We start from the raw sequence: 23,089 nt of genomic DNA, 5'->3' as shown, positions 1-23,089 counted from the left end.
TCAGCCTCCAAAACAAACATGCTTCAATAATATAAATCATTATATTATCTCATCTACTATTCACACGTCCTCTAATTATGTAATCTTACATCGATTTATTTTTGGAGGACATTCGCGATGATGCGAACGATTGTATCAGTCAGCTTAGGACTGGCTTTTAGTGTTGGCGCTTTTGCCAATGAGGTGATGACACCAGAAAAGTTGTGGGAACTAAAAAGAGTCAGTGCCTTAGGCCTTAATAAAGACAAAACCCACGTTATTTATAAAGTTACGACACCAAGCATTGAAAAAAATAGTTTTGATAGCAAAGTTTATCAGGTTTCTTTGAAAGGGGGTGATGCACAACTATTAGAAAACTATCAAGGCGTTGTGATCGATAAAAGCCTTTCACCTGATGGCACTAAAAAACTTTTCCACAAAAAAGTACAGCTTGAAGATGTTCTTGCAACAGATCGTCACAGTGAGCTGGGTAAAGCCAATGCGTATGTGTTCGATGATTTAAATTACCGTCATTGGGATACATGGAAAGACGGTAAATATAAGCATGTGTTCTACCAAGATCTTAAGACAGAAGAAAAAGTCGATATCATGAAGGGCATGCCGTTTGATAGCCCAACATCGCCGTTTGGTGGAGTCGCTGATTATACATGGGGCCCAAAAGGTGAAAATATTTACTATGTAAGTAAAAAGCTTACAGGCACAGAGTATGTAAAAAGCACCAATACTGATATTTATCGTTATAACTTGAAAAGTAAAAAGACGACCAATATCACTGAAAGTAACTTAGGTTACGATAAATATCCTGCGTTCTCTGCAAAAGGTCATTTAGCTTGGCTACAAATGGATGAAGCAGGTAACGAAGCTGATAAAAACGACATTATCGTTAAAGTCAAAAATCGTGAACTTAACTTAACTGAGCACTGGGATGGCACAGTAAATAGTTTTAAGTGGAGTCATGATGGTAAAAGCATTTACTTTATTGCGCCAATCGATGGCACAGTTCAACTTTTCCAAGTTGCTGTGAATACTAAAACCAAAGCACAACCAAAAATTAAACAACTGACTAAAGGTCACTTTGACGTAAATGGCATTGTTGCTGTGCTAAAAGACAAACTCGTCGTTACACGTAATAGCATGAATGCAGCGCGTGAGATTTATCGTTTTGACCTTCGCAGCAAAAAACTAACAGCTCTCACCAAAGAGAACGACGCTTTCTATGCGGGTCTTGATTTACCAAACGTTGAAAAGCGTATGGTTAAAACAACAGATGGCCAAGACATGCTGACTTGGGTGATTTACCCGCCGAACTTTGATAAGAAGAAAAAGTATCCAACACTTCTTTATTTACAAGGTGGTCCACAATCTGCACTTTCACAGTTTTATTCTTTCCGTTGGAACTTCCAAGTAATGGCTTCTCAGGGCTATATCGTTGTTGCACCTAACCGTCGTGGTATGCCAGGTCATGGTGAACAATGGAACAGAGACATCAGTAACGATTGGGGCGGTCAGGTAATGGAAGATTACCTTGCAGCGATTGATGATGTTGCGAAAGAGTCTTACGTTGATAAGTCTCGAATTGGTGCTGTAGGTGCGAGTTACGGCGGTTACTCTGCGTTTTATTTAGCAGGCAACCATGAAGGCCGATTCAAAACCTTTATTGCACACTGTGGTATTTTCGACTTACGCAGCATGTACGGTACAACTGAAGAGCTGTTCTTCGTCAATAACGAGCTTGGCGGTGCTTATTGGGAAAATAACGCATCTACAAACAAAGCGTACGGTCAATTTAACCCAATTAATCACATTGATAAATGGGATGCACCGATGTTTGTTATCCATGGAGCAAAAGATTACCGTGTACCACTTGAGCAAGGTATTGCGGCATTCCAAGCTGCTAAGTTACGTGGTTTAAAGAGTCGTTTCTTACTATTCCCAGAAGAAAACCATTGGGTACTGACACCGCAAAACGGTATTGTGTGGCAGCGTGAGTTCTTTAAGTGGTTAGAAGAAACACTATAACAACTTTTCTTTAGTGATTTACAAAAACGCCAGAGATTTGGACTCTGGCGTTTTTCATTCAATTTGCTTATTTACGTATTAGCGCACAAAGTGACTCTTTGCTACTTTATTCTTTTAAACTAATAAGGTTTTTGATTTGTTTTCTTATTCTTTCAAAACATTCTATAAGCTGATTTTATGTTTTTCTTTATTGATTCTTATTGGATGTGGAGGCACTGGTTCTGACAGTTCAGAAAAACCAAGTACTCAGACATTTCAGCCTTTCCAAGTTGGGGAGCGTTCAATACTTAAGCCTGTTTCATCTACATTTACAGGTGTAACTTACCCAATTCAGCTATATTTGCCAAAAACATAAGTGCAAATAAAACTTACACTGTAATATATGTTTTAGACGCAGAGTGGCATTTTAGTAAAGTAGCAGATAGCTTAGACGAACTTGAAATTGAAGCGATTATTGTTGGCATTGAAAACTTTGTCGATGCTAGCTACAAGCACCGCGAGGATTACGCTCAATGGCCCTTAGCGCAAGATTACTTTAATTTCATTGTTAATGAGTTAGCGCCAAAATTAGAGTCGAATTATCCAATAAATCAATCTAAACGCAGCATAGTTGGACACTCTTATACCGGTTTGTTTGCAGGTTTAGCCATGTTAATGGATGACCCTCAAGATCCGTTTTTCAGCGCGCACGTTTCGTTCGATGGTGGTTTTTGGGCACATACAGAAATTACGCCTTTACTTGTTTCTGACAGAGGTGTGCTTGACCGTCGTTTAAAAAGCAAAGCCATTTTGATTGCAGCTAGAGGCAAAGTAAGTAATGGACGATATGTAGATTGGTTTCAAGAGATGCTGGAATATGAGCAATTTAAAGAGCTCGAAATCGTTAAACTAGACTATGATGTTGATCATATCCCAGTAGTCAAACACGCAATGGATGACGCGATGAGAACATTACTTATCGATTAGTGAGTCTATTCATTTAAAAAGGCCATATCACTCTATGGCCTTTTTAATATTTAATTATTTAGTCTTTTTTTTCTGACTTGTTTTTTAATTTGTTTTTAATTAACCCTAATCCCATCACCAGTCCGCCAATGGCACCAATTAAATGTGCTTCAATGGCGACGCGTGATTGGATCAATTCTCCGACGTCTGCGCTTGGTCCAGCCCATTGTTCCCAAGCGAGTTTAGCCCAAATACCAACGAACAAGAGAATGCCTGAACGCATACCAACTTGAATGTCTTTAAGTGCGCCCCAAACGATTACGCCATGTAACAGACCACTTAGTCCAGTGTAGACTTTTATATCAGGTACAAATAGCCAAATGCCCAATCCAGTCCATAAAGCTAAGAAAGCGGTATGAAGGTAGTATTGGCTTTGTGATCTATGTTCTGCGTGTAATAGCCATATGAAACCAATACCAACAATGTTAAGTAGTAAGTGTGTTGGGTTCGCGTGTACAAATTGGCCTGTAAAGATGCGCCAGATTTCACCTGCTGCGATTTTATCTCGATGAAACTCTAGTAAGTCATTGGTATTTAAGATCATTAAGGTAAAGCTTAATAATGAAAGCATGATGGGAGGCAGTATGTATTTTTTATCTAGTGGCAATTGGATCATCGATCAAAATTCTTTTTTATTTTTTGCATATTTTGCCCGTTTACTCTTATCATGCAAACCAGAACTTGAAAATTAATGACAACAACTATGACATTCAAATCTCTGCCTTTTGCGTTATCGCTTTGTTCATTGGCTCTATTAAGTGCCTGCTCTAGCCAAATCTCACCAAAACAAGAAATAAGGGAGCCAGAAGCAGCCACTGGTTTTACAAAGAAGCAAAAGCAAATCGCCGATAATTATATGATTGCGGCTGCAAACCCTTACGCTGTTAAAGCGGGTAAATTAATGCTCGACATGGGCGGCAGTGCAATTGATGCGGCAATTGCCACGCAATTGGTTTTAACCTTAGTTGAACCGCAATCTTCAGGTATTGGTGGCGGTGCTTTTATTTTGCATTACGATAAAAGTGAAAATGCACTAACAACGTTAGATGGCCGAGAAACAGCGCCAACTAAAGCAACCTCAGGTTTATTCTTAGACGAAAATGGCAAAGCTGTACCTTGGATTAAGGCCGTTGTAGGTGGGCGCTCGGTGGGTGTACCTGGTATTCTGCATGCTTTTGATAAAGCACACAAAGAACATGGCAAATTGGCTTGGGCCGACTTATTTGAGCCTGCAATTCAATTAGCAGAGCAAGGGTTTGTAGTTTCACCACGATTGAATATGTTGTTGTCTAAAAAGTTTAATCCGGGTCTTACCCGTTTACCCGAAGCGAAAGCCTATTTTTACCCTGATGATCAACCTTTAGCTGTGGGCAGTATTCGTAAAAACCCTAAATTGGCTACATTATATAAGAATATATCTGAGCAGGGTATTTCTGCCTTTTACACAGGCCAACATGCAAAAAATATGGTTGATGCAGTGCAAAACGCTGAAATTGCACCTGGGTTATTGTCTTTATCAGACCTAGAAAAATACCAAAGTAAACATCGAGACGCTATCTGTACGTCTTATCATGCTCATAAAGTGTGCTCTATGGCACCACCGAGTAGTGGTGGTGTTGCTGTACTACAAATTTTGAAATTACTCGAAGGTAAAAAGTTAAGCCAATATCAGCCTAATGACCCTAAAGCATTGCACTTATTCACCCAAGCTTCGCGTTTGGCATTTGCTGACAGAAACCATTATATGGCTGATCCTGACTTTGTCACTGTGCCAACCGATGCATTACTTGATGATGAATACTTAGCTGAACGTGCAAAGCTGATTTCAGACACAGATAACCATAAAGTGCCTGTTGGTAAACCGCTAAACGGAACGCTTAGTTATGCTGCTGATAACAGCTATGAGCTGCCTTCAACGACCCATGTTTCAATTGTAGACCAAACGGGCAATGCGGTGTCTATGACCAGCTCTATCGAAATGGCTTTTGGTTCGACGGTTATGGTTGACGGCTATTTGTTAAATAACCAGTTAACCGACTTTGCGCTTACTCCGAAGAAGAATGGTCAATTACGCGCCAATCGCGTTGAAGCAAATAAACGTCCACGTAGCTCTATGTCGCCGGTTATGGTGTTCAACAAAGATGGCAGTCTGCGTTTAGTTGTTGGCTCTCCGGGAGGAAGTCGTATTATTAACTATGTTGCGCAAACAGTCATAGGCGTACTAGATTGGCAGTTAGATATTCAGTCTGCCATCAATCTACCAAAGATAACTAACCGTAACAAAGTAACGACTTTAGAAAATGGTACTGACCTTGAAAAGCACCAAGCCTATTTTGAAAGTTTAGGACATAAAGTTTTTATTCGAGATTTGAATTCAGGTTTACATGGTATTGAACTGGTCGGAGGTCAGCTCGTAGGTGGCGCAGATCCTCGACGAGAGGGCATTGTGCTCGGTGAATGACGGCTAAACTCATAGGTTTAGTGGTATTTTTAAGATATACTGCAAGGCTCTTTAATTATTTCGTTGTGTTAAAGCGCCTTTTTTATTTATAAGCAATTTTTTGCTTTCTTGCCTATTCACAGCTAAGTAATAATAAAATCAGCCAGACGTATCATTACAAGTAAATATGACTAAACAAACCGATCCAAATTATCTATACATTCCTTACTCAGGTCCTAACCTGTTAGAAACGCCTTTATTAAACAAAGGTAGTGCATTTAGTCAATCAGAGCGTGAGAACTTTAATCTAAATGGTTTATTGCCTCCTCGTTTCGAAACCATTGAAGAGCAAGTAGAGCGTTGTTATCAGCAGTACTCTTCATTCAGAGATAACTTAAATAAACACATTTATCTGCGCGCAATTCAAGATAACAATGAAACTCTTTACTACCGTTTAGTCCGTGATCATTTAGAAGAAATGATGCCGATTATTTATACGCCTACGGTAGGTGATGCATGTGAAAAATTCTCTGATATTTATCGTAGCTCTCGCGGTCTATTCATTTCATATGAAGAGCGTCACAACATCGATGATATTTTACGTAATGCGACAAAGGGCAAAGTAAAAGTTATTGTTGTTACTGACGGTGAACGTATTCTTGGCTTAGGTGACCAAGGCATCGGTGGTATGGGTATTCCAATCGGTAAACTGTCTCTATACACCGTATGTGGCGGTATTAGCCCTGCATACACGTTACCTGTTATGCTTGATGTGGGTACTAATAACGAGAAGTTACTTGCCGATCCTATGTATATGGGCGCACGTCATAAGCGTATCAACCAAGAGCAATATGACGAGTTTTTAGATTTGTTCATTAAAGCGGTTAAACGTCGTTGGCCAAACGTACTTCTTCAATTCGAAGATTTTGCACAACCAAATGCAATGCCTTTACTTAAGCGTTATAAAGATACGATTTGTAGCTTTAATGATGATATTCAAGGTACTGCGGCGGTTACTGTAGGCTCTTTACTTGCTGCTTGCCGTGTTAAAGACGTAAAACTGAGCGAACAAAAAGTTGTTTTTGTTGGTGCAGGCTCTGCGGGTTGTGGTATTGCTGAGCAGATCATCAGTCAAATGGTATCTGAAGGCATTTCAGATGAGCAAGCGCGTAGCCAAGTGTACATGGTTGACAGATTCGGTCTACTTACTGAAGGTATGGAAGGGCTACGTGATTTCCAAGCTGCGCTTGTGCAACAAAAAGATGCGTTAACTGATTGGCAATATAGCGGTGACTTTGCGTCTTTATTAGATGTAATGCACTGTGCGAAACCAGACATTTTAATTGGTGTTTCTGGTCAGCCTGGTTTGTTCACTGAGCAAGTGATTAAAGCGATGCATTCAGGATGTGAGCAGCCAATTATCTTCCCTCTAAGTAATCCTTCACGCCAAGTTGAAGCACATCCAAAAGATGTGATTGAGTGGACGAATGGCCAAGCGATTGTTGCAACTGGTAGCCCATTTGGTGAAGTGGAATATAACGGCGAAAAGTTCATTATTCCTCAGTGTAACAATAGCTATATCTTCCCAGGTATCGGTTTAGGTGTCATTGCAGCTAAAGCCAAGCGCATCACTGATGCTATGTTGATGGTATCAAGTGAAATGCTTGCTGAAGCTTCACCTCGTGCAAATACAGGTAAAGGCAGCCTATTACCTGCGCTGGTGGAGATTGAGCCGTTAAGCAAGAAGATTGCCTTTGCTGTTGCGAAAAAAGCGATGGAAGAAGGTGTCGCATTAGAAATGTCTGATGAAGCTATCCTTAAAGCAATCGAGAAAAATTACTGGTACCCTGAGTACCGCAATTACAAGCGTTGTAGTATTTAATACTTAACTTGTAATGTAATACCAATCCTCAATCATTTTGAGGGACTAAAACTGACGCTAACTTCGTTGAAAAATTCTTATTTAGAACAACTAAATAGCAAAATTTTCGCCTCGTTATCGACAAGTTTTCCTTGCCTCAAAATAGATCACTTAATTAAGAGGATTGGTATAAAAAGAGCCAGCAACTTTGCTGGCTTTTTTTATGTCTAATTTCACCAAGCTTCTATACTTACCTTAACTATGTGGTGAGGTAAGTTTATGAAGTATGCGCTAGTGTTCTTGTTAGGACTAGTCAGTATCGGACTTTATGGTGCGCCATTAAAAGTGAATATCGCTTCTGACTATGTACCGAGTCCTAACAGCAGTGCCGATATGGTTACACGTTTATTAATTGATATTTCAAAAAGACTATATCCACAGTTAGAAATAGATTTTATGCCCGCAAGTCGCATTCGCGAGTGGCGAACCTTGAGTATGTATCCAAATACATGCTTGTATAACAAAGTTAAAAACCCAAAACGTGAAACCTTAGCTTATTTCTCTGTCAGACCGCTTACAGCATTTCCCGCGAATAGACTAGTTTTAAGAGATAAAAGAGGGGTTTCTGCTGACGTTTCTTTAAACGATTTGGTAAAAACAGATTTTAAAATAGGGATAACGAAAGGCCGAAGTTACGGAAAAAACATTGATGATTTTATTAAGTCCCATCCACAGCTATTTGTTGTAAATGAAGGAGAAGAAAGCGCGAAGCGTCTTCGCAAAATGCTCATGCAAGGTCGCTTTGACGGCATGATTGAATATACGTCAGTCATAATAAGCGAGTATGCAGAGGTGATCGGCGAAAATAAAATTAGTTTTCATCGCATAATTGATCAAGCGCCGAGTGTATTTGGTTATATTGCTTGTGCAAAAACACCGCAAGGAAAACAAGCGATTAATTTATTTAATAAAAAAATGGCCGAATCAGAGGTTCAAGAGTTGATAATTGAAGCGCATAGAGACTTATTTTCACCTCATGAGCGTGATTTTATCAGCGACTCTTTAAAAATTGCCTTTTCTATTCAGCCATAATTAATCAAGTTTTTACTTTAATAGCGCATCTTTGGTCAAATTAGGCGGTTTGTCGCTTATATTGGCTTAATACCTAGAAATGGAGCAGGTATGTTTAAAAAATTACTAGCCGTGTCGTCTTTACTTTTATCTTCAAGTTTTAATTACGCTTATGCGGAGCCAACCAGTCCACATTTAAGCGTAACAGGGTACGCAGAGCAGCTTGTTCAGCCAGATCAAGTTGTTTTAAGTGTTGCAATTTCTCAGTCCGATAAAAACATCAATAAAGCAAAAGATGAAGTTGATAGTGTGATCGCGCGAGTTATTAAAGTCGCCAATAATTTTAATGTCAGTAAAAACAACATTGATGCATCTCAACTTAATATTTATCGCCAACATGAATACAACCGAGGCACGCAAAAGCAAGAGTTTACGACTTTTCAGGTAACACGTAATGTTGAGATAAAGCTGACAGACGTCGATAAATATGCGCAATTTTTACAACAGCTTGTTGAAGCCGGCGTCAATGAAATTGGTTTTACGCAGTTTTCTTATTCAAAGGCAGATGAAGTGCAAGATAATCTAAAAAAATTGGCTATCAAAGACGCTAAATCTGAAGCTAAAGAACTTGCCACCGCATTCGATGCGAAATTAGACCGAGTTTATTCTGTAAATTTTGCAAATGCGCCATCTATGCCAACACCGTATGCAAGACAGACGATGATTGAGACGGGGCAAGCTCGTAGTCAGGCGTATAATGTCTCTGATATTGTTATTTCTTCAGAAGTTTTCGTTACTTATTTAATTAAACAGTAATACCAATACTCAATCATTTTGAGGGACTAAAACTGACGCTAGCGTCGTTGAAAATTACTTATTTAGAACAACTAAATAGCAAAATTTTCGCCTTGCCTATATGGATGTAGGTACCTTAGCGAGAGCAGGACGCGTTAGCGGTGCTATCGACAAGTTTTTCTTGACTCAAAATAGATCGCTTAATTAAGAGGATTGGTATAAATTTTTCGTTATAATGCGTCCTTACTATTGTAGGGCGCATTATGAGTAAAATCTTTATTATTGGTTTACCGAGAACTGGCACGACAAGTCTTTGTGCCGCATGCACTGAACTTGGTTTAACGACGGCACATACAGCTTATACAATAGAGACATTCCATAACGCGCAAGTCATTGCCGACACGCCCGTATTTAATGATTATGCGTTGCTGTATCAAAAATATCCTGATGCTAAATTCATTTATTTAGAAAGAGACTTAGCGGTATGGCTACCGTCTATCTCTAAATTATTAACGCGCATGTCAGGCAACCTGTTCTCAGATAAAGGTGGCTTTAACGACACCATCAAGCGCTGTTTCTTAAACTCCTTTTCGGGATTAGATGCCAAGCACCTTGATAACTTCGAATTTCTGACTATGTGTTACGAAACACATAAAGCCAAAGCCATTGCGTTTTTCGAGGACACTAAAGCGCAGCATTTGTTTTTGAATGTTAGCCAGCCAAACAGTTTTACAAAACTGTGTGATTTTCTAGAAGTTGATGCTGCTAGCACAGAAATTACAGACATGCCCAAGCTCAACGTGAATGGTAAAGTTACGGCTTGGAATGACTTAAAGCACCCACTTAAAGTCAGCTCTACACGTATGGGAAAAGTAGATAAAGACGCCGATTTACTCACATTTATGCAATCTGTTTAATTCGTGTATCTCCTACGCTAGAATACCCGCAGTTTATATTGATTAAGAATGTTTATGTTTGAACTGAAGTACCACACCCCGTTTAATTGGACTGAAAAAGTGCTCGCTGATTTTGATGCCTTTTTACAAGATCACGCTGCCGCAGAGAAAAAAGCATCTGGCATGGCGATGTCTATGTTGGGTCATTACCCTGACAGAATTAAGCTTGTGAAAGCCATGACAGATTTAGCCATCGAAGAGATGATCCACTTTAAACAAGTGTTGAAATTATTAACAGAGCGTGGGGTTACCTTAGGTAACGACCAAAAAGACCCTTATATCAAAGGGATGCGCGCTTTATTTAGACAGGGCACCGATGAATTCTTAATCGACCGTCTATTAGTGGCTGCGGTGATTGAAGCACGAGGCCACGAACGTTTCTCTTTGGTTGCAGAAGCCTTACCTGAAGGCAAAGAAAAAGAATTTTATGTTGCCATTGCTAAATCAGAAGAGAAACATAAAAACCTGTTTGTAGAATTGGGCTACGAATACTTCGATAAAGGCATTATTGATGCTCGCTTAGTTGAAATACTTGAAGCTGAAGCCGAGATCTGTAAGAAGCTCCCATTCACAGCGGCGCTTCATTAATCAATCTATTGTGGCTGAACAGATAAGGACTAACGAATGAAAACGATTATTTTTGGGAACTCGGGCTCAGGAAAATCAACACTTTCAAAGCGTTTAGCGCAAGAACATTCCGCCGCACATTTAGATTTAGACACTCTTGCTTGGTTGCCAACGTCACCACCAACTCGGGCACAACTTGGGTCTTCACTCGATAAAATCAATGAGTTTATTCAGTCACATTCAGATTGGATGATTGAGGGTTGCTATAGTGATCTAATTAAACCTATCGCAGAGCAATGTCAGTATTTGGTGTTTATCGATTTAGATGTTGAGACCTGTAAAGCCAACGCTAAAGCGCGCCCTTGGGAGCCGCACAAATACCCATCAAAAGAAGCACAAGATGAAAATCTAGACATGTTATTGGCTTGGATTGAAGACTATGACATCAGAGATGATGTGTTTTCAAAAGCGGCTCATACAAAATTATTCGAAACCTTCACTGGTAACAAGGTGCGTTTAGAAAGCAATCAGCAAAGTAGGGCGTTTAGCTTGAAGTAGTACGTAATAAATCAAACCTCTCAAAATAGAGCTCCTTATATTGAGAGTTGGTATAAAAACTCAGCGGCTTGGTAAACATCAAGCCGCTTTTTTTTGCCGGCTTTATTCTAAAAGCGCTTCATAGCGGCACTTGGTAACGCTGTTAAGCTTGCCGATATGGCTAATTATACATATACTGTGTTTATATACAGTATATGTATTTTGGTGCAGTATGAAAGTAATACCTGTTAAAGCAGCAGCGGGGATCACCGGTTTTGAGTCTCCCGCAGCCGAATATAAAGAGCTCGGTTTATCCCTTGACCAACTTATAGTTGGTGACCCTAACGCCACTTTTTTGGGCCTCGCATCTGGTGACTCGATGCAGGGCGTTGGTATTTTTGATGGCGATTTATTAATTGTAGATAGGGCAGCTGAGCCAAAACACCAAGATGTGATTGTTGCCAACTTTAACAATGAGTTTGTATGTAAAATCCTCGATATCCATAACCGACGGCTACTATCTGCATCACCAGTGTTTAAACCAGTGTTTATCAGTGATTGTGATGTTTTTCAGCTTGAAGGTATTGTGACTGGTTCATTAAGAATGCATCGGCAAAACATGAGATTAAAACAATGTATGCGCTAATTGATGCCACCTCATTTTATGCTTCAGCCGAAAAAGTATTCGACTTATCAATACGTAAGCGGCCTGTTGTTGTACTCTCAAACAATGACGGCTGCATTGTTGCGGCATCTCCTGAAGTTAAAAAACTTGGCGTTCCAAAGTTTGAGCCTTACTTCAAATTAAAGCCTATTTTAGATAAGCATAATGTGGTTATTCGCTCATCAAATTATGAGTTATACGCTGATTTAAGTGACAAAATGATGGCCATTATCAACCGTTTTAGTGATCAACATTATGTATATTCCATTGATGAGTCATTTCTAAAGTTTGATGGCTACAGTGATGTGGTGAATTCTTGGTATGAATACGGGCAACTTATTCGCCGCACGGTTTGGCGAAAAACCAAGTTACCAGTGGGGGTAGGTTTTGGGCCTACACCGACACTCGCGAAAGCCGCCAATCATGCGGCCAAGAAGTTTGTAGGTGCAACAGGCGTTGCCGTTATTGACAGTGAAAAATCTCGAAAGCAAATTTTAGCCAATATGGCAGTATCGGACATTTGGGGCGTAGGGCGACGATTAACCAAGCAACTTAAGTTATTCGGCATCGAAAGTGCGTTAGATTTGGCTAAACAGAATCCAAAAATGATGCGAAAACAATTTAGTGTTGTGCTTGAGCGAACGATATCGGAGCTTAACGGGATATCATGTTTATCATGGGATGATGTAAAACAGCGCAAAAAAGAAGTATTCAGCACCCGCAGTTTTGGTGAGCGCGTCGAAAACCCATTTGCACTTAAAGCGTCATTGGTAACGCATTGCTCAATAGTGGCCAAAAAACTACGCAAACAAGGTTCTTTAACGAAACGATTAATTATCTTCGCTCATAGCTCTCCACATGAAGATAATTACTATAAAAGGTCGTTTATTCAGAAACTTGCTGTGCCATCGAATGATAGCATGGTCTTTGCCAAGCAAGTCGAGTTGGTATTCAGCCAATTGTTCCAACCTGGTGTGCGATACTACAAAGCGGGTATTGGCGCCATTGAACTCGAAGACGATATGCACCAACAAATTGATATGTTTAATGTTTCTGACGATAAGCCTGAACTTATGCAGTGTTTAGATACAATAAATAAACGCTACGGTAGCAGTAGCTTACGTATTGCCACAGAGTTACAAAGTAATCAGTGGCAAATGAAAAGAGATTGGTTATCGAGAAGATATACAACGCGATGGCCTGAGATCCCGCTAATAAAATGCCAATAAAAAAATGATAAAAATATCGGTTGGAAAAAACAATCTATACTCAAAGAAGTAAAGCTAACGCAAAGTGCTTGTGGTGAAGGAATATGTTTAACAAATTGATATTTGCAATGGTTATATTATTAAATTCAAATTTAGCAAACAGTACAAGCAATGAAATTTCTATTGGTATTGCTGTCAAAGAAAACAAATACATTGCAGATATAAAAGAAATTGTCACACAAGCTTATAGAGAATTAGATAAAACCATAATTTGGAAAAACTTACCAACAAGCAGATCGCTCAGGTTAACGAATAAAGGCAAGTTAGATGCCGAATTTTTGAGAGTCAATTCAGTCGCTGATGGATATGAAAATCTCATAAAGATAAATGCGCCATTAATTTATGCATCTATCAATTTGTATTGTAAAAGTCCGAAAGATTGTGAAATGGCATTACAAGGAAAAATTCCGGTTGGCTATAACATGAGTTATAAAATCTATGAACATATCTGCAGAAAAGAATATTTATCATGTTATGGCGTTAACACTGAGGGCGATCCAAATGTACTATTCAAACACAATCAACTAGAGGCGGTTATATCTAACGATTTAGAAATAGCAGCAAGCTTATCAAGCTTCGAGCAAGTTTTGTTTAAGAGTAAAAAATTAGAAGATGTTACAGGGCATCACTATATAAATAAAAAACATAAAAGCTTAGTTTCAAATTTAGAAGCTCAATTCTCGAAGCGCAGTCAGAACATTAAAACCAATTCGAAGTCGATTTCAGATCTGGTAAAAAAGAACAAATATATAAAACAATTAGATTTTTAGAAACTTGGCATTTGAAAGTTAAATCTTTGGAGAAGAGCATTAATAAGAGTAATAAAAGCTTAAATAAATCAAAGGTAGTGTATGTTTAATCTAGATATCCACCTCATTTAACATAATATAAATTATACGCTATAAAGTAATAACTCATACAAATACGGACTTCACCACTTTGAACATTAACAAATGCACATTAATGTCCAATACTAGACGGTATCGGACATTTTAAAGCGGTGTTATGTATTGTTTAATCTTGCCTGTTATCTTAGTATGAAGAAAAAATTTTTAAGAAGTAAAAACATATGGAATTTGTTAGACCACTAGAGCCTATTTTAATTATCGACGACTCAGTTGAAGCCCGTGAGTACTTAAGTAATATATTAGAAAACCTCGGGTTTGAAGAAGTATCTGGTTCTGAAGACTTCGAGTCTGCAAAACATCTCCTTGAAAAAAATCCTCCTAACTTAATTTTCCTTGATATTGAACTACCTGATACTGATGGTTCAGGCATTTTAGACTATTTAAATGATCACTATCCTAAATCACATGTGATTATGTGTTCTGGTCATAATAGTCTGGAGTGTGTACAAAATACTTGGGAATGTGGTGCTAAAGATTTTATAGAAAAACCATTTAATGCCAAAAAAGTTGATACCGTATTAAAAAGATTAGAACTGGTTACATGAATACAAAAATAAATACGCTCCTAGAAGCGCTTTCAACCGTTATCTATGACAAACAGCCACAAGTAAAATTAGCGATCTGTAGTTTACTATGTAAAGGTCACTTATTAATTGAAGACTTACCTGGTATGGGGAAAACCACTTTATCCCATGGTTTAGCTGAAGTGTTAGGTTTAACCTATCAAAGAGTTCAATTTACCAGTGATTTACTGCCTGCTGATATAACTGGCTCAACTATATTTAATACAGATAAACAAAGCTTTGTATTTCATGAAGGCCCTGTTTTTACACAAGTTTTACTGGCTGATGAAATAAATCGAGCGAGCCCAAAAACACAAAGTGCATTACTTGAAGCCATGGAAGAAAGACAAGTAACTATGGATGGTCAGACTCATCACTTACCTGAACCATTCTTTGTAATAGCGACACAAAACCCACTTCATCAATCAGGTACACACCCCCTGCCAGAATCTCAATTAGACCGCTTTTTTATGCGTGTAAGTTTAGGTTACCCGTCTAAAGATGCTGAGAAAAAACTTATACTTGGTGATCATGGTAGAAAAACAACGCTCACACAATTGATGGAATTAGGCACCCTATCAGAATTGCAATCAGCCATTGATGAAATGGAAATAAAAGAGCAAGTTGTTCAATACATACTAGATTTAGTGAGTTTCACTCGAGAGTCTGGGTTATTTAAAGATCCCCTATCCCCACGGGCGAGTATTGCATTAGGAACAGCCAGTAAAGCATGGGCCATGATCCATGGCAGAAACTATGTGACCCATGATGATGTACAGGCTGTTTTTCCTGCAGTTGCTGGTCACAGGCTCAACTTAGATGCCACGGAACAATTTAGAATCATCGACGATATATACGCACAAGTGCCGGTTCAAATGTAATGATTAAACTGCCCCAACCTGCTTGGTTTGATGCTTTGTTACTAAAAAAGCATCAAGGAGACAGTATTAAACTCAAGCATGACACCATTTATGTTTCACCATCTAAATCAGGGCTGGGATTTTTAGGGATCGCAGTCTTAAACTTTATATTAGGCATTAATTATCAAAATAATTTGATATTAGCTGTCTCTTATTTAATGTTTGTTCTTCTGCTCATGTGCTTGATATATGCTTTTAGTAATTTTAATGGCTTGTTAATTGAAGTTGCAGCAATTAAAGATGATTTTGCAGATAAGCGCCCATCAGTGACCTTCAAAATAGAAAATCAAAAACAACGTTACGACATTCAAATTGAACATATTGAAACAAAAGAAAAAAGTATTTTAAAAAGAATAAAAAATAACGAGTTTATAGACGTATTCTTGCCTGTAAAGCGTGGAAAACATAAGCTCGGGCGTTTTAAGATTCTCACCCACTACCCGTTTGGTTTAGTCACTATTTGGAGTTATTTGATAAGCGAAAAACATATCTATGCCTACCCAGCACAAATTGAAACAGAGCTTCCAAAGAATAGCTTCATTATTTCCGAAAAAGGCGAAAAAGCACTCGACGATAAGGCTTTAGCTGAAGACTTTAATGAATTAAAAAGTTATCGCGAAGGTATGAGTATACATAGGATATCTTGGCGGCATTTTGCTAAGAATAAAGAGCTCTTAGTCAAAGACTATCAATCACCAAATAAATCAGCTAGCTACGGCTTTGATTTTGATAAAGTTTCAGGCACTAAAGAAGATAAACTGTCACAGCTGAGCTTTTTAATCGTGCAGGCCGAAATAGAGCAGCAAAGTTACGCACTTAAATTACCAAATAGACTCATTACTTTAAGCCAAGGAAACAGTCATAAAAAGCAATGTTTGGAGGCATTAAGTGAAGCTTAATCAAATAGCTTGCTCTCTAATATACTTATTACTTGCTTGGATAATGTCCAGTGATCTTGGTTTCGTAATTGTGTCATATATTACGGGCTTATTTATAGCTTACGAATTAAACAGAATAATCTATAAAAAGACCATAACTAGCAGTATAATCAATGGCAGTGCTTTGGCGGGTATTGCACTGTTAATGGGGTTTGTTGGTGTAAAAAACTCAGTCGCATTCTTTGTTGCTATGATGCTACTTGCATCATTACTCAAGATCTATCAAGCGCAAAGTGACAGACAAACCATGCAAGTGTTTGTACTTAACTTTTTCACAATTCCCTGCTTATTTATTTTTTCGCAAAACTTCTTTTCAGCATTGCTAGTGTTTATATTGATTGGAGTAAATTTAGCTTTAATGCTGATCCATCAATATGAATTTTCACCAAGAGAAGCCATTAAAAACGCATTCAGTAAACTAGCTTTAACAATCCCAATCAGTGTGTTATTGGTTCTTTTTATTCCAAAACTACCAGCATTTTGGCAACTCCCTGGACCTAACTCCGCCAAAACTGGCCTATCAGAAAATGTTGATCCGTTTGAAATTTCAAAACTATCCGAATCAAATGAGTTAGTTTTCCGATCTATTTTCCCAAAAGAGCGAAATGTGGAAGGCCCATTTTATTGGCGTGCGCTTATACATGATGAATTTGATGGTACACGTTGGAATATGTCGTCATTACAAAGTGTTTCGGCGAATTATCAAGCCAGTGATAGTTCGCATAGCTACACCATTATTGCAGAGCCCAGCCATTTAAAATGGCTTTATACACTTGAAAAAATGACAACAGAGCAAGACTTAGTCGCTACTAATGTCTTCGGTCTGCCTTATAGAAAGCGCCCTGTCAGTTCAGCATTTGAATACAAAGTTTATAATGTCGTTGACACTCAAGACTCCAGTATTACCCGTTGGCAATACAGACAAAATATTCAATTACCAAGTGATTTAAATCCACAAGCAAAAGCACTGGCTGAGCAGATTGATAAACAAAGTAATGATACTGCAGAATTTATTGCTTTATTGAGGGATTATATTTTAGCTCAAGGCTTTATTTATACGCTAAATCCACCTATCAGTCAGTCTAATGACAAAATTGATGAGTTTTTCTTTAATAGCAAAGCGGGGTTTTGTGGGCATTATGCTTCTACAGTGGCCATGATGATGCGAAGCGTTGGGATCCCAGCAAGGTTAGTGTCGGGCTACTTAGGTGGTGAACTAAATCCAGAAAATAACTACTTCAGCATTTATCAATACGATGCGCATGCTTGGCTTGAATACTACGTGCCTAATCAAGGTTGGCTTGAATTAGATCCAACAGCATGGGTATCGCCTGAACGTCTAAACGGTTCTTTGTCACAGCATAGCCAATTGTCTGAAGAGTTAAAAAGTAATATAGGTATGACACTAATGGGATTTTCTGATGTCGCATTGGTTAACTGGCTACGCTTGCAACTAGAAGCATTTGATTATCAATGGACACGTTGGGTATTAAATTTTGATGACCAAAAGCAAAGTAGTTTTCTAAAGAGCATATTTGGTGAAAAAGCTAAAATACTTTCAGGTATCGCCGTGATAATAGGTCTTAGTCTGTTATTCGCATGTGTTTATTGGGTATTACAGCGCGGATCGCGTCAACCAATCCCCTTACCTGTTAAACTGTTACGCAAATTACAAGTTAGCGCTTTTGGAGAATTTGATAATACTAAAACACCTGGACAAATCATTTTGACTATTCAATCAAAATATCCAAAGTTAGAAGCAGAACTTAATAATTTCTTATGTGAGTTCGAAAAAGTCCGATACGGAAATAAAAATGAATTAGAAGAATTGAAGAAACATTATTTAGCATTAACAAAACAAATTAAAAAACAATAAAAGAGATTAGTATGAATTCAGTATTAATTGGGGTTTTACTCATGTTAGGCCTGTCTTTGGCCAGAGTGAACGTGATTGTTGCAATGACAATCAGTGCGCTTTCTGCAGGTCTGATTTCAGGTCTCGGTTTAGGAGATACATTACAAGCATTTAACAGTGGTTTATCTGGTGGTGCAGAAATCGCTTTAAGTTACGCTATGCTCGGTGCATTTGCAGTAGCCATATCAAAATCTGGCTTAACGCTCATTCTTGCAGATAAATTACTGTCAAAAGTCGACAAAGCACACTCTAAACATTTGCAAACATTAAGCATGCTGATCATGACCATCATTTTGGCATGCGCGATTGCGTCACAAAATTTGGTCCCCGTACATATCGCATTTATACCTATTTTGATCCCGCCATTGTTGGTGGTCTTTAATAAGCTACAGCTTGATAGACGTGCTATTGCTTGTATTTTAACATTTGGACTTGCGACTTCTTATATGGTTCTCCCTTATGGCTTTGGCGGTATTTACCTTTATTCTATTTTGCATAAAAACTTAGCTGAAAACGGCTTAGAAATAGTGAATACCGATGTACCTGAAGCCATGATTATTCCAGCGCTAGGTATGCTTCTCGGCCTGATCATCGCAGTGTTTTTTAGTTATAGAAAGGACAGACACTACTCAGACAAAGAATCAGAAAAATCATCGACTAAGATAAATGTCGACAATCCTAAAAAGGTAATGATCATTGGCGGTATTGCCGTTGTATGCTCATTACTGGCACAAAATGTCAGCGGCTCAATGATATTAGGTGGCCTTGTTGGTGTGATGATTTTTAGCATATTCGGCATTGTAAAGTGGGAGCAAAGCTCTGATGTCTTTAGCCAAGGTGTTGCTATGATGGCCATGATTGGCTTTATCATGATTTCAGCTCAAGGCTTCGCGTCAGTGATGAAAGCAACAGGTGATGTAGCTAGCTTGGTTAACACTACTGCTGATATTGTCTCAGGTAATAAGCCTTTAGCAGCTGCAATGATTTTGCTAGTGGGTTTATTGATCACAATGGGCATAGGTAGTTCATTTTCTACAGTGCCAATTATCGCCACTTTATTTGTGCCACTTTGCCTGACTATTGGTTTTTCTCCAATGGCAACTGCTGCACTGGTTGGCACCGCCGGTGCTTTAGGCGACGCGGGCTCTCCAGCTTCAGATTCAACTCTAGGCCCTACATCAGGGCTCAATGCTGACGGTCAACACGATCATATTAAAGACTCAGTGATCCCAACATTTATCCACTTTAATATTCCATTGCTCATATTTGGTTGGATTGCAGCCATGGTGCTTTAAAGCAAAGCATAGTAATGAAAAACGTGATAAGCCGCACTTACTTCTGATGCGACTTTTTTATAAATGGTGTGAATTAAATCGACAGGATTAAGCAAGGAAAAATTAATATAAAACAAGTACTGCTTTATAAGTAATAATTTCAAGAAGGATAAAAAAAGGCCGCTAAACGCGGCCTAAAACACATCATGGGTAAACATGAGGGATAAGTGTGAAAACAAGATCATTGTAATCATCCCTATGTAAAATAAAACCACATTATAGCGTCTAATAGATTCGATAAAACCTGATTAAATTGCTGGCGCTATTTCTACTCTATTACGACCATGGGCTTTTGCTAGATATAAAGCCTTATCCGCACAAGAAATAAAGTCCTCTAAACTTTGTTTTTGTTTATAAAACGCAATACCAAAGCTCGCTGTAATATTGCGTATTGCTTTACCGGTTCTCTTTCCTTTAACTGAGAGTTTTTCAATATCTTGACGAATAGCCTGACAGAAATTTAATGCCTCGCTAACACTCTTGAAGTCTGCCAAAATACAGAACTCTTCACCACCATATCTATAAGCATTAGCTTTATTTAAACAATGCCTCGAAAGCTTATTAGCAACAACTTTGAGTACATCATCCCCTTTTTGATGACCAAAATCGTCATTAAATTGTTTAAAGTGGTCAATATCTAAAAAGACAAGTGTTTTAGAAATTGGGTTGCTGCTAATAAACTGATTGATATGTACTACAATATCATCGTCGAACTTACCTCGGTTAAGTAAACCTGTAAGCTGATCTGTTACTGCTGCTTCCTGTGTACTTACAAGGGCTTGTTTTAACTCTGTAATTTCACTGTATGCAGCTTGCAATTTTTTTTGAAAAGAAAAAGCCGTTTGCTGCATAACAACAGACTCTTCAGTCAGTTTATCAACATAGCTCAATACATTATCAAAACTAGATATATCATTCTTATCAAGCGCGCTGAGATCTGATTTACACTGCAACAAAACAGAATTAAAGCTTTGAGAACTCGCAAGTGTTGAGTCTATGTCAATTTGTACAGACTCAAGTGTACCTTGAAAATTATCGGAGATCTGATGAAAAAGAGCTAAGTCTTTGTCAGACAAGTATTTGTCAAATAAATATCTAGCTGATGAAGCTGGGCAAGTACCATGTTCTGCGAGAATATTATCAAGCTCAATATTCAAAGCTAAATTGCTACCTAGAACATAACAATACCAAATAGCATAATTTATCGGTGTTACCGGTATTTTATATTTGACCAGGAGCGGTATTGCTTGCTTAAGACACTGGGCAGAATGAGATAACGAGGTATTAAAATCCATAGTTGAGATAACTCATATTGGCATTCACAATCAGTGATGCGCTTTATTTTTATACAATGGCAAGAAAAAACTAACCCTTAAGTGCTAAATTAATGGAAATCCAAAATGATATCAATTTAAATTTAGGGGATTATAAGAGAAAGGGATAAAGATATTAGGGGATGAATAAAAAACTAATACTTTTAACTAGTTAAAAGGAATTTCGTTATACATCCCTATAAAAGGTAAAATCCAAATCGTTGAATAATAATAATTTTATATCAACTCTTGATTTAATATTATTTTATTTTTTGCAAAATTCACCTGCGCTGTAGCGCCATTCACGAGTGTGAAATTAGGAGAAACGTGGCCAATATCTAGGTTTCCGAAAACAGGAATGTTTAGATCAGCAAACACTTCATTCAAAATGATTTCTTCATTTCCAAGTAAATCATTCGAATACTCGAATTTATTTCTGCCAATTAAAATACAATGACACTTCGAAAAGAAACCTTTAATTTTTAGACTCAAAAGTGCACGCTTATATTGTGTTGTACTTAACTCTGCATTTTCCAGATAAAGTATGATGTCTTTTGAATTCCCCTTACTTTCAAGTGACAAAAACTCTGATCCCATCGTAAGCTGGAGTGTGTCAATACATCCACCAATTAATGAACCTTTTATGGACTTTTCTTCATGATTATTAATGATGATTAATTCACTCATTGTGTCTAAAGAATAAGATGACAACGGCTTACTTTTATAATCGGGATAATCAAATTCATGAAAAGAAGAAGACTTTTGCTCAAACGAATAACCCTCTTCTGCATTAAAAAGTAAATCAAACAGTGATTTAACATAATCACTGTTTTCATTTCCTGCAAGCTGCATTAAGTTAGCACTATGAACGGTGTGCCAACCCACTCGGCTCGTTATCGTTGATGTCAAAGTACTAATATCAGAAAAACCAAAAATCCATTTTGGCTTTGATTTTGCAATCCTATCCCAATCAAGCAAAGGCAAAACTTCAATGGCAAAATCTCCGCCCCATGGTGGAATAACCGCATCATACTTATCGTCACATAGATATTTATTTAATGAATTTGCAATGCACTGCTTTGAAATAGCCTCATCAGATAAGACATTTTCATCAACATAAACGTCAAGACCAAATGACTTTAAAGTTTTGATACATTCTTGAAAACGCTTTTCTAAACTCAGAGGTACTGGTGATGAAAAGGTGCAAACTGCAACTTTACACCCTTTTTTTAATTTAGTTGGGATCTTCATTGATTTCCTTGTTTAACTACAGCATTTATAGCACTTAATTAATTTGCTACTTATTCAGTATGATGTGTTCCAATATATATCATATAAAGCTCACCAGAAACAACAAAACTAGAGATTAATAATAAACAAGGTTAAGATACTTTAAATTTAATTAAGCCGTAACCCAATGAGCAGCAACTTAAAAGAAGAATTTAGTGCCTATTTTCAAGTAGAAGAAGCAAATCAAGTCAATCTGTTTGCTGTAGAAGAAAGTGAAGTACCACAAACTAAACAAGCGCTTGAGCTATCCATCCCACCTCTTTTTAGGTTGGCAAACGAGGTCAATGAATTAGACGTAAATGCTTTAAGGCCACTGAGAAACTTAGGTGATGTTGCCTCTGAGCTTGCTGAATACTTAAAAGCACAGTCTCGAAAAATTGACCTTATAATGAGTCATATTCTCGCAACAGAACAACCCGACGACACCAATCAATATTGTGATAGTTATGGTGGTGGTGGTCTTAAAGTGACGTGTGCTTCACCCTTTGCAGTAGGTCAAAACTTAAGAACCAAGATTTTTTTAAATCATGAAGCCAGTGCGATTTATTGTTATACACAAGTCATTGACGTTGAATATTTAGGTGAAAATCAATATCAGCATACTTTGGCTTTTGTACAAATTAGAGACGACGATCAAGAGTTAATGGTCAGAGCAAGTCTACATGCACAAACACGACAACTAAAAAAAAAGCAAAATAAGTAACGAGCAGACAAAAATACTGACA

General features: G+C 38.0%; 21 protein-coding genes. 18 read left to right on the top strand and 3 right to left on the bottom strand.

Annotated features, from left to right (window positions below; genetic code table 11):
• Positions 1-117 precede the first annotated feature (117 nt).
• Both C1E24_RS03825 and C1E24_RS03820 read left to right on the top strand, forming a co-directional pair.
• Positions 118-2,019, top strand: coding sequence for a S9 family peptidase (locus C1E24_RS03825; RefSeq protein WP_138478882.1), 1,902 nt, complete (start codon positions 118-120; stop codon positions 2,017-2,019).
• 300 nt (positions 2,020-2,319) lie between these two features.
• Positions 2,320-2,985 carry an alpha/beta hydrolase gene (locus C1E24_RS03820; protein WP_138478881.1) on the top strand — a complete coding sequence of 222 codons (666 nt, stop codon included), beginning with the start codon at positions 2,320-2,322 and terminating at the stop codon, positions 2,983-2,985.
• Positions 2,986-3,043: 58 nt separating this feature from the next.
• Here the strand turns inward: C1E24_RS03820 and rrtA are convergent, their stop codons facing one another.
• Positions 3,044-3,640 (bottom strand): rhombosortase, encoded by a 597-nt coding sequence (gene rrtA, locus C1E24_RS03815; protein WP_138478879.1) that lies wholly within the window; start codon positions 3,638-3,640, stop codon positions 3,044-3,046.
• An 87-nt stretch (positions 3,641-3,727) separates the two neighbouring features.
• Between rrtA and ggt the strand changes: the two genes are divergently transcribed.
• From ggt to C1E24_RS03735, 15 genes are all read left to right on the top strand, one after another.
• Positions 3,728-5,485 carry a gamma-glutamyltransferase gene (ggt, locus tag C1E24_RS03810; protein WP_138478877.1) on the top strand — a complete coding sequence of 586 codons (1,758 nt, stop codon included), beginning with the start codon at positions 3,728-3,730 and terminating at the stop codon, positions 5,483-5,485.
• Positions 5,486-5,651: 166 nt separating this feature from the next.
• Positions 5,652-7,346 carry an NAD-dependent malic enzyme gene (locus tag C1E24_RS03805; protein ID WP_138478875.1) on the top strand — a complete coding sequence of 565 codons (1,695 nt, stop codon included), beginning with the start codon at positions 5,652-5,654 and terminating at the stop codon, positions 7,344-7,346.
• Positions 7,347-7,604: 258 nt separating this feature from the next.
• Complete coding sequence (locus C1E24_RS03795) at positions 7,605-8,417, top strand: ABC transporter substrate-binding protein (RefSeq protein ID WP_138478873.1); 813 nt, start codon at positions 7,605-7,607, stop codon at positions 8,415-8,417.
• 90 nt (positions 8,418-8,507) lie between these two features.
• The gene (locus C1E24_RS03790; protein ID WP_138478872.1) at positions 8,508-9,212 is read left to right on the top strand and encodes an SIMPL domain-containing protein; all 705 of its coding nucleotides are present in this window, start codon (positions 8,508-8,510) and stop codon (positions 9,210-9,212) included.
• Positions 9,213-9,454: 242 nt separating this feature from the next.
• Positions 9,455-10,108, top strand: a complete 654-nt coding sequence (locus C1E24_RS03785; RefSeq protein ID WP_138478870.1) for a sulfotransferase — start codon at positions 9,455-9,457, stop codon at positions 10,106-10,108.
• Positions 10,109-10,162: 54 nt separating this feature from the next.
• The gene (locus C1E24_RS03780) at positions 10,163-10,735 is read left to right on the top strand and encodes a tRNA-(ms[2]io[6]A)-hydroxylase (RefSeq protein ID WP_138478869.1); all 573 of its coding nucleotides are present in this window, start codon (positions 10,163-10,165) and stop codon (positions 10,733-10,735) included.
• A 36-nt stretch (positions 10,736-10,771) separates the two neighbouring features.
• Positions 10,772-11,272: an AAA family ATPase gene (locus tag C1E24_RS03775; RefSeq protein WP_138478867.1), complete on the top strand. Its 501-nt coding sequence runs from the start codon at positions 10,772-10,774 to the stop codon at positions 11,270-11,272.
• Positions 11,273-11,483: 211 nt separating this feature from the next.
• Positions 11,484-11,897, top strand: coding sequence for a LexA family protein (locus C1E24_RS03770; RefSeq protein WP_138478865.1), 414 nt, complete (start codon positions 11,484-11,486; stop codon positions 11,895-11,897).
• Positions 11,885-13,144 (top strand): Y-family DNA polymerase, encoded by a 1,260-nt coding sequence (locus C1E24_RS03765; RefSeq protein WP_138478863.1) that lies wholly within the window; start codon positions 11,885-11,887, stop codon positions 13,142-13,144. The genes C1E24_RS03770 and C1E24_RS03765 overlap by 13 nt, the downstream gene beginning before the upstream one ends.
• 83 nt (positions 13,145-13,227) lie before the next feature.
• On the top strand, positions 13,228-13,953 hold the full coding sequence (locus C1E24_RS03760; RefSeq protein ID WP_138478862.1) for a hypothetical protein: 726 nt from the start codon (positions 13,228-13,230) through the stop codon (positions 13,951-13,953).
• Between the two features lie 299 nt (positions 13,954-14,252).
• Positions 14,253-14,636: a response regulator gene (locus tag C1E24_RS03755; protein ID WP_138478860.1), complete on the top strand. Its 384-nt coding sequence runs from the start codon at positions 14,253-14,255 to the stop codon at positions 14,634-14,636.
• Positions 14,633-15,535: an AAA family ATPase gene (locus C1E24_RS03750; RefSeq protein WP_138478858.1), complete on the top strand. Its 903-nt coding sequence runs from the start codon at positions 14,633-14,635 to the stop codon at positions 15,533-15,535. The genes C1E24_RS03755 and C1E24_RS03750 overlap by 4 nt, the downstream gene beginning before the upstream one ends.
• Positions 15,535-16,473, top strand: a complete 939-nt coding sequence (locus tag C1E24_RS03745) for a DUF58 domain-containing protein (protein ID WP_138478856.1) — start codon at positions 15,535-15,537, stop codon at positions 16,471-16,473. The genes C1E24_RS03750 and C1E24_RS03745 overlap by 1 nt, the downstream gene beginning before the upstream one ends.
• A gap of 70 nt (positions 16,474-16,543) precedes the next feature.
• Complete coding sequence (locus tag C1E24_RS03740; protein WP_171040753.1) at positions 16,544-18,388, top strand: transglutaminaseTgpA domain-containing protein; 1,845 nt, start codon at positions 16,544-16,546, stop codon at positions 18,386-18,388.
• Positions 18,389-18,399: 11 nt separating this feature from the next.
• Complete coding sequence (locus tag C1E24_RS03735; RefSeq protein WP_138478852.1) at positions 18,400-19,722, top strand: Na+/H+ antiporter family protein; 1,323 nt, start codon at positions 18,400-18,402, stop codon at positions 19,720-19,722.
• A 287-nt stretch (positions 19,723-20,009) separates the two neighbouring features.
• Here C1E24_RS03735 and C1E24_RS03730 read toward each other — a convergent pair whose 3' ends face one another.
• Positions 20,010-21,056 carry a GGDEF domain-containing protein gene (locus C1E24_RS03730; RefSeq protein ID WP_138478850.1) on the bottom strand — a complete coding sequence of 349 codons (1,047 nt, stop codon included), beginning with the start codon at positions 21,054-21,056 and terminating at the stop codon, positions 20,010-20,012.
• A 255-nt stretch (positions 21,057-21,311) separates the two neighbouring features.
• Complete coding sequence (locus C1E24_RS03725; RefSeq protein WP_138478848.1) at positions 21,312-22,325, bottom strand: S66 family peptidase; 1,014 nt, start codon at positions 22,323-22,325, stop codon at positions 21,312-21,314.
• A 166-nt stretch (positions 22,326-22,491) separates the two neighbouring features.
• Here C1E24_RS03725 and C1E24_RS03720 point away from each other — a divergent pair, with 166 nt between their 5' ends.
• Complete coding sequence (locus C1E24_RS03720; RefSeq protein WP_138478846.1) at positions 22,492-23,067, top strand: PilZ domain-containing protein; 576 nt, start codon at positions 22,492-22,494, stop codon at positions 23,065-23,067.
• Positions 23,068-23,089: the final 22 nt, after the last annotated feature.

Source organism: Pseudoalteromonas phenolica, from assembly GCF_005876835.1.
In the GTDB taxonomy this organism is placed as follows: Bacteria; Pseudomonadota; Gammaproteobacteria; order Enterobacterales; family Alteromonadaceae; genus Pseudoalteromonas; species Pseudoalteromonas phenolica_B.
This window is presented reverse-complemented; position numbering and strand designations above follow the sequence as displayed.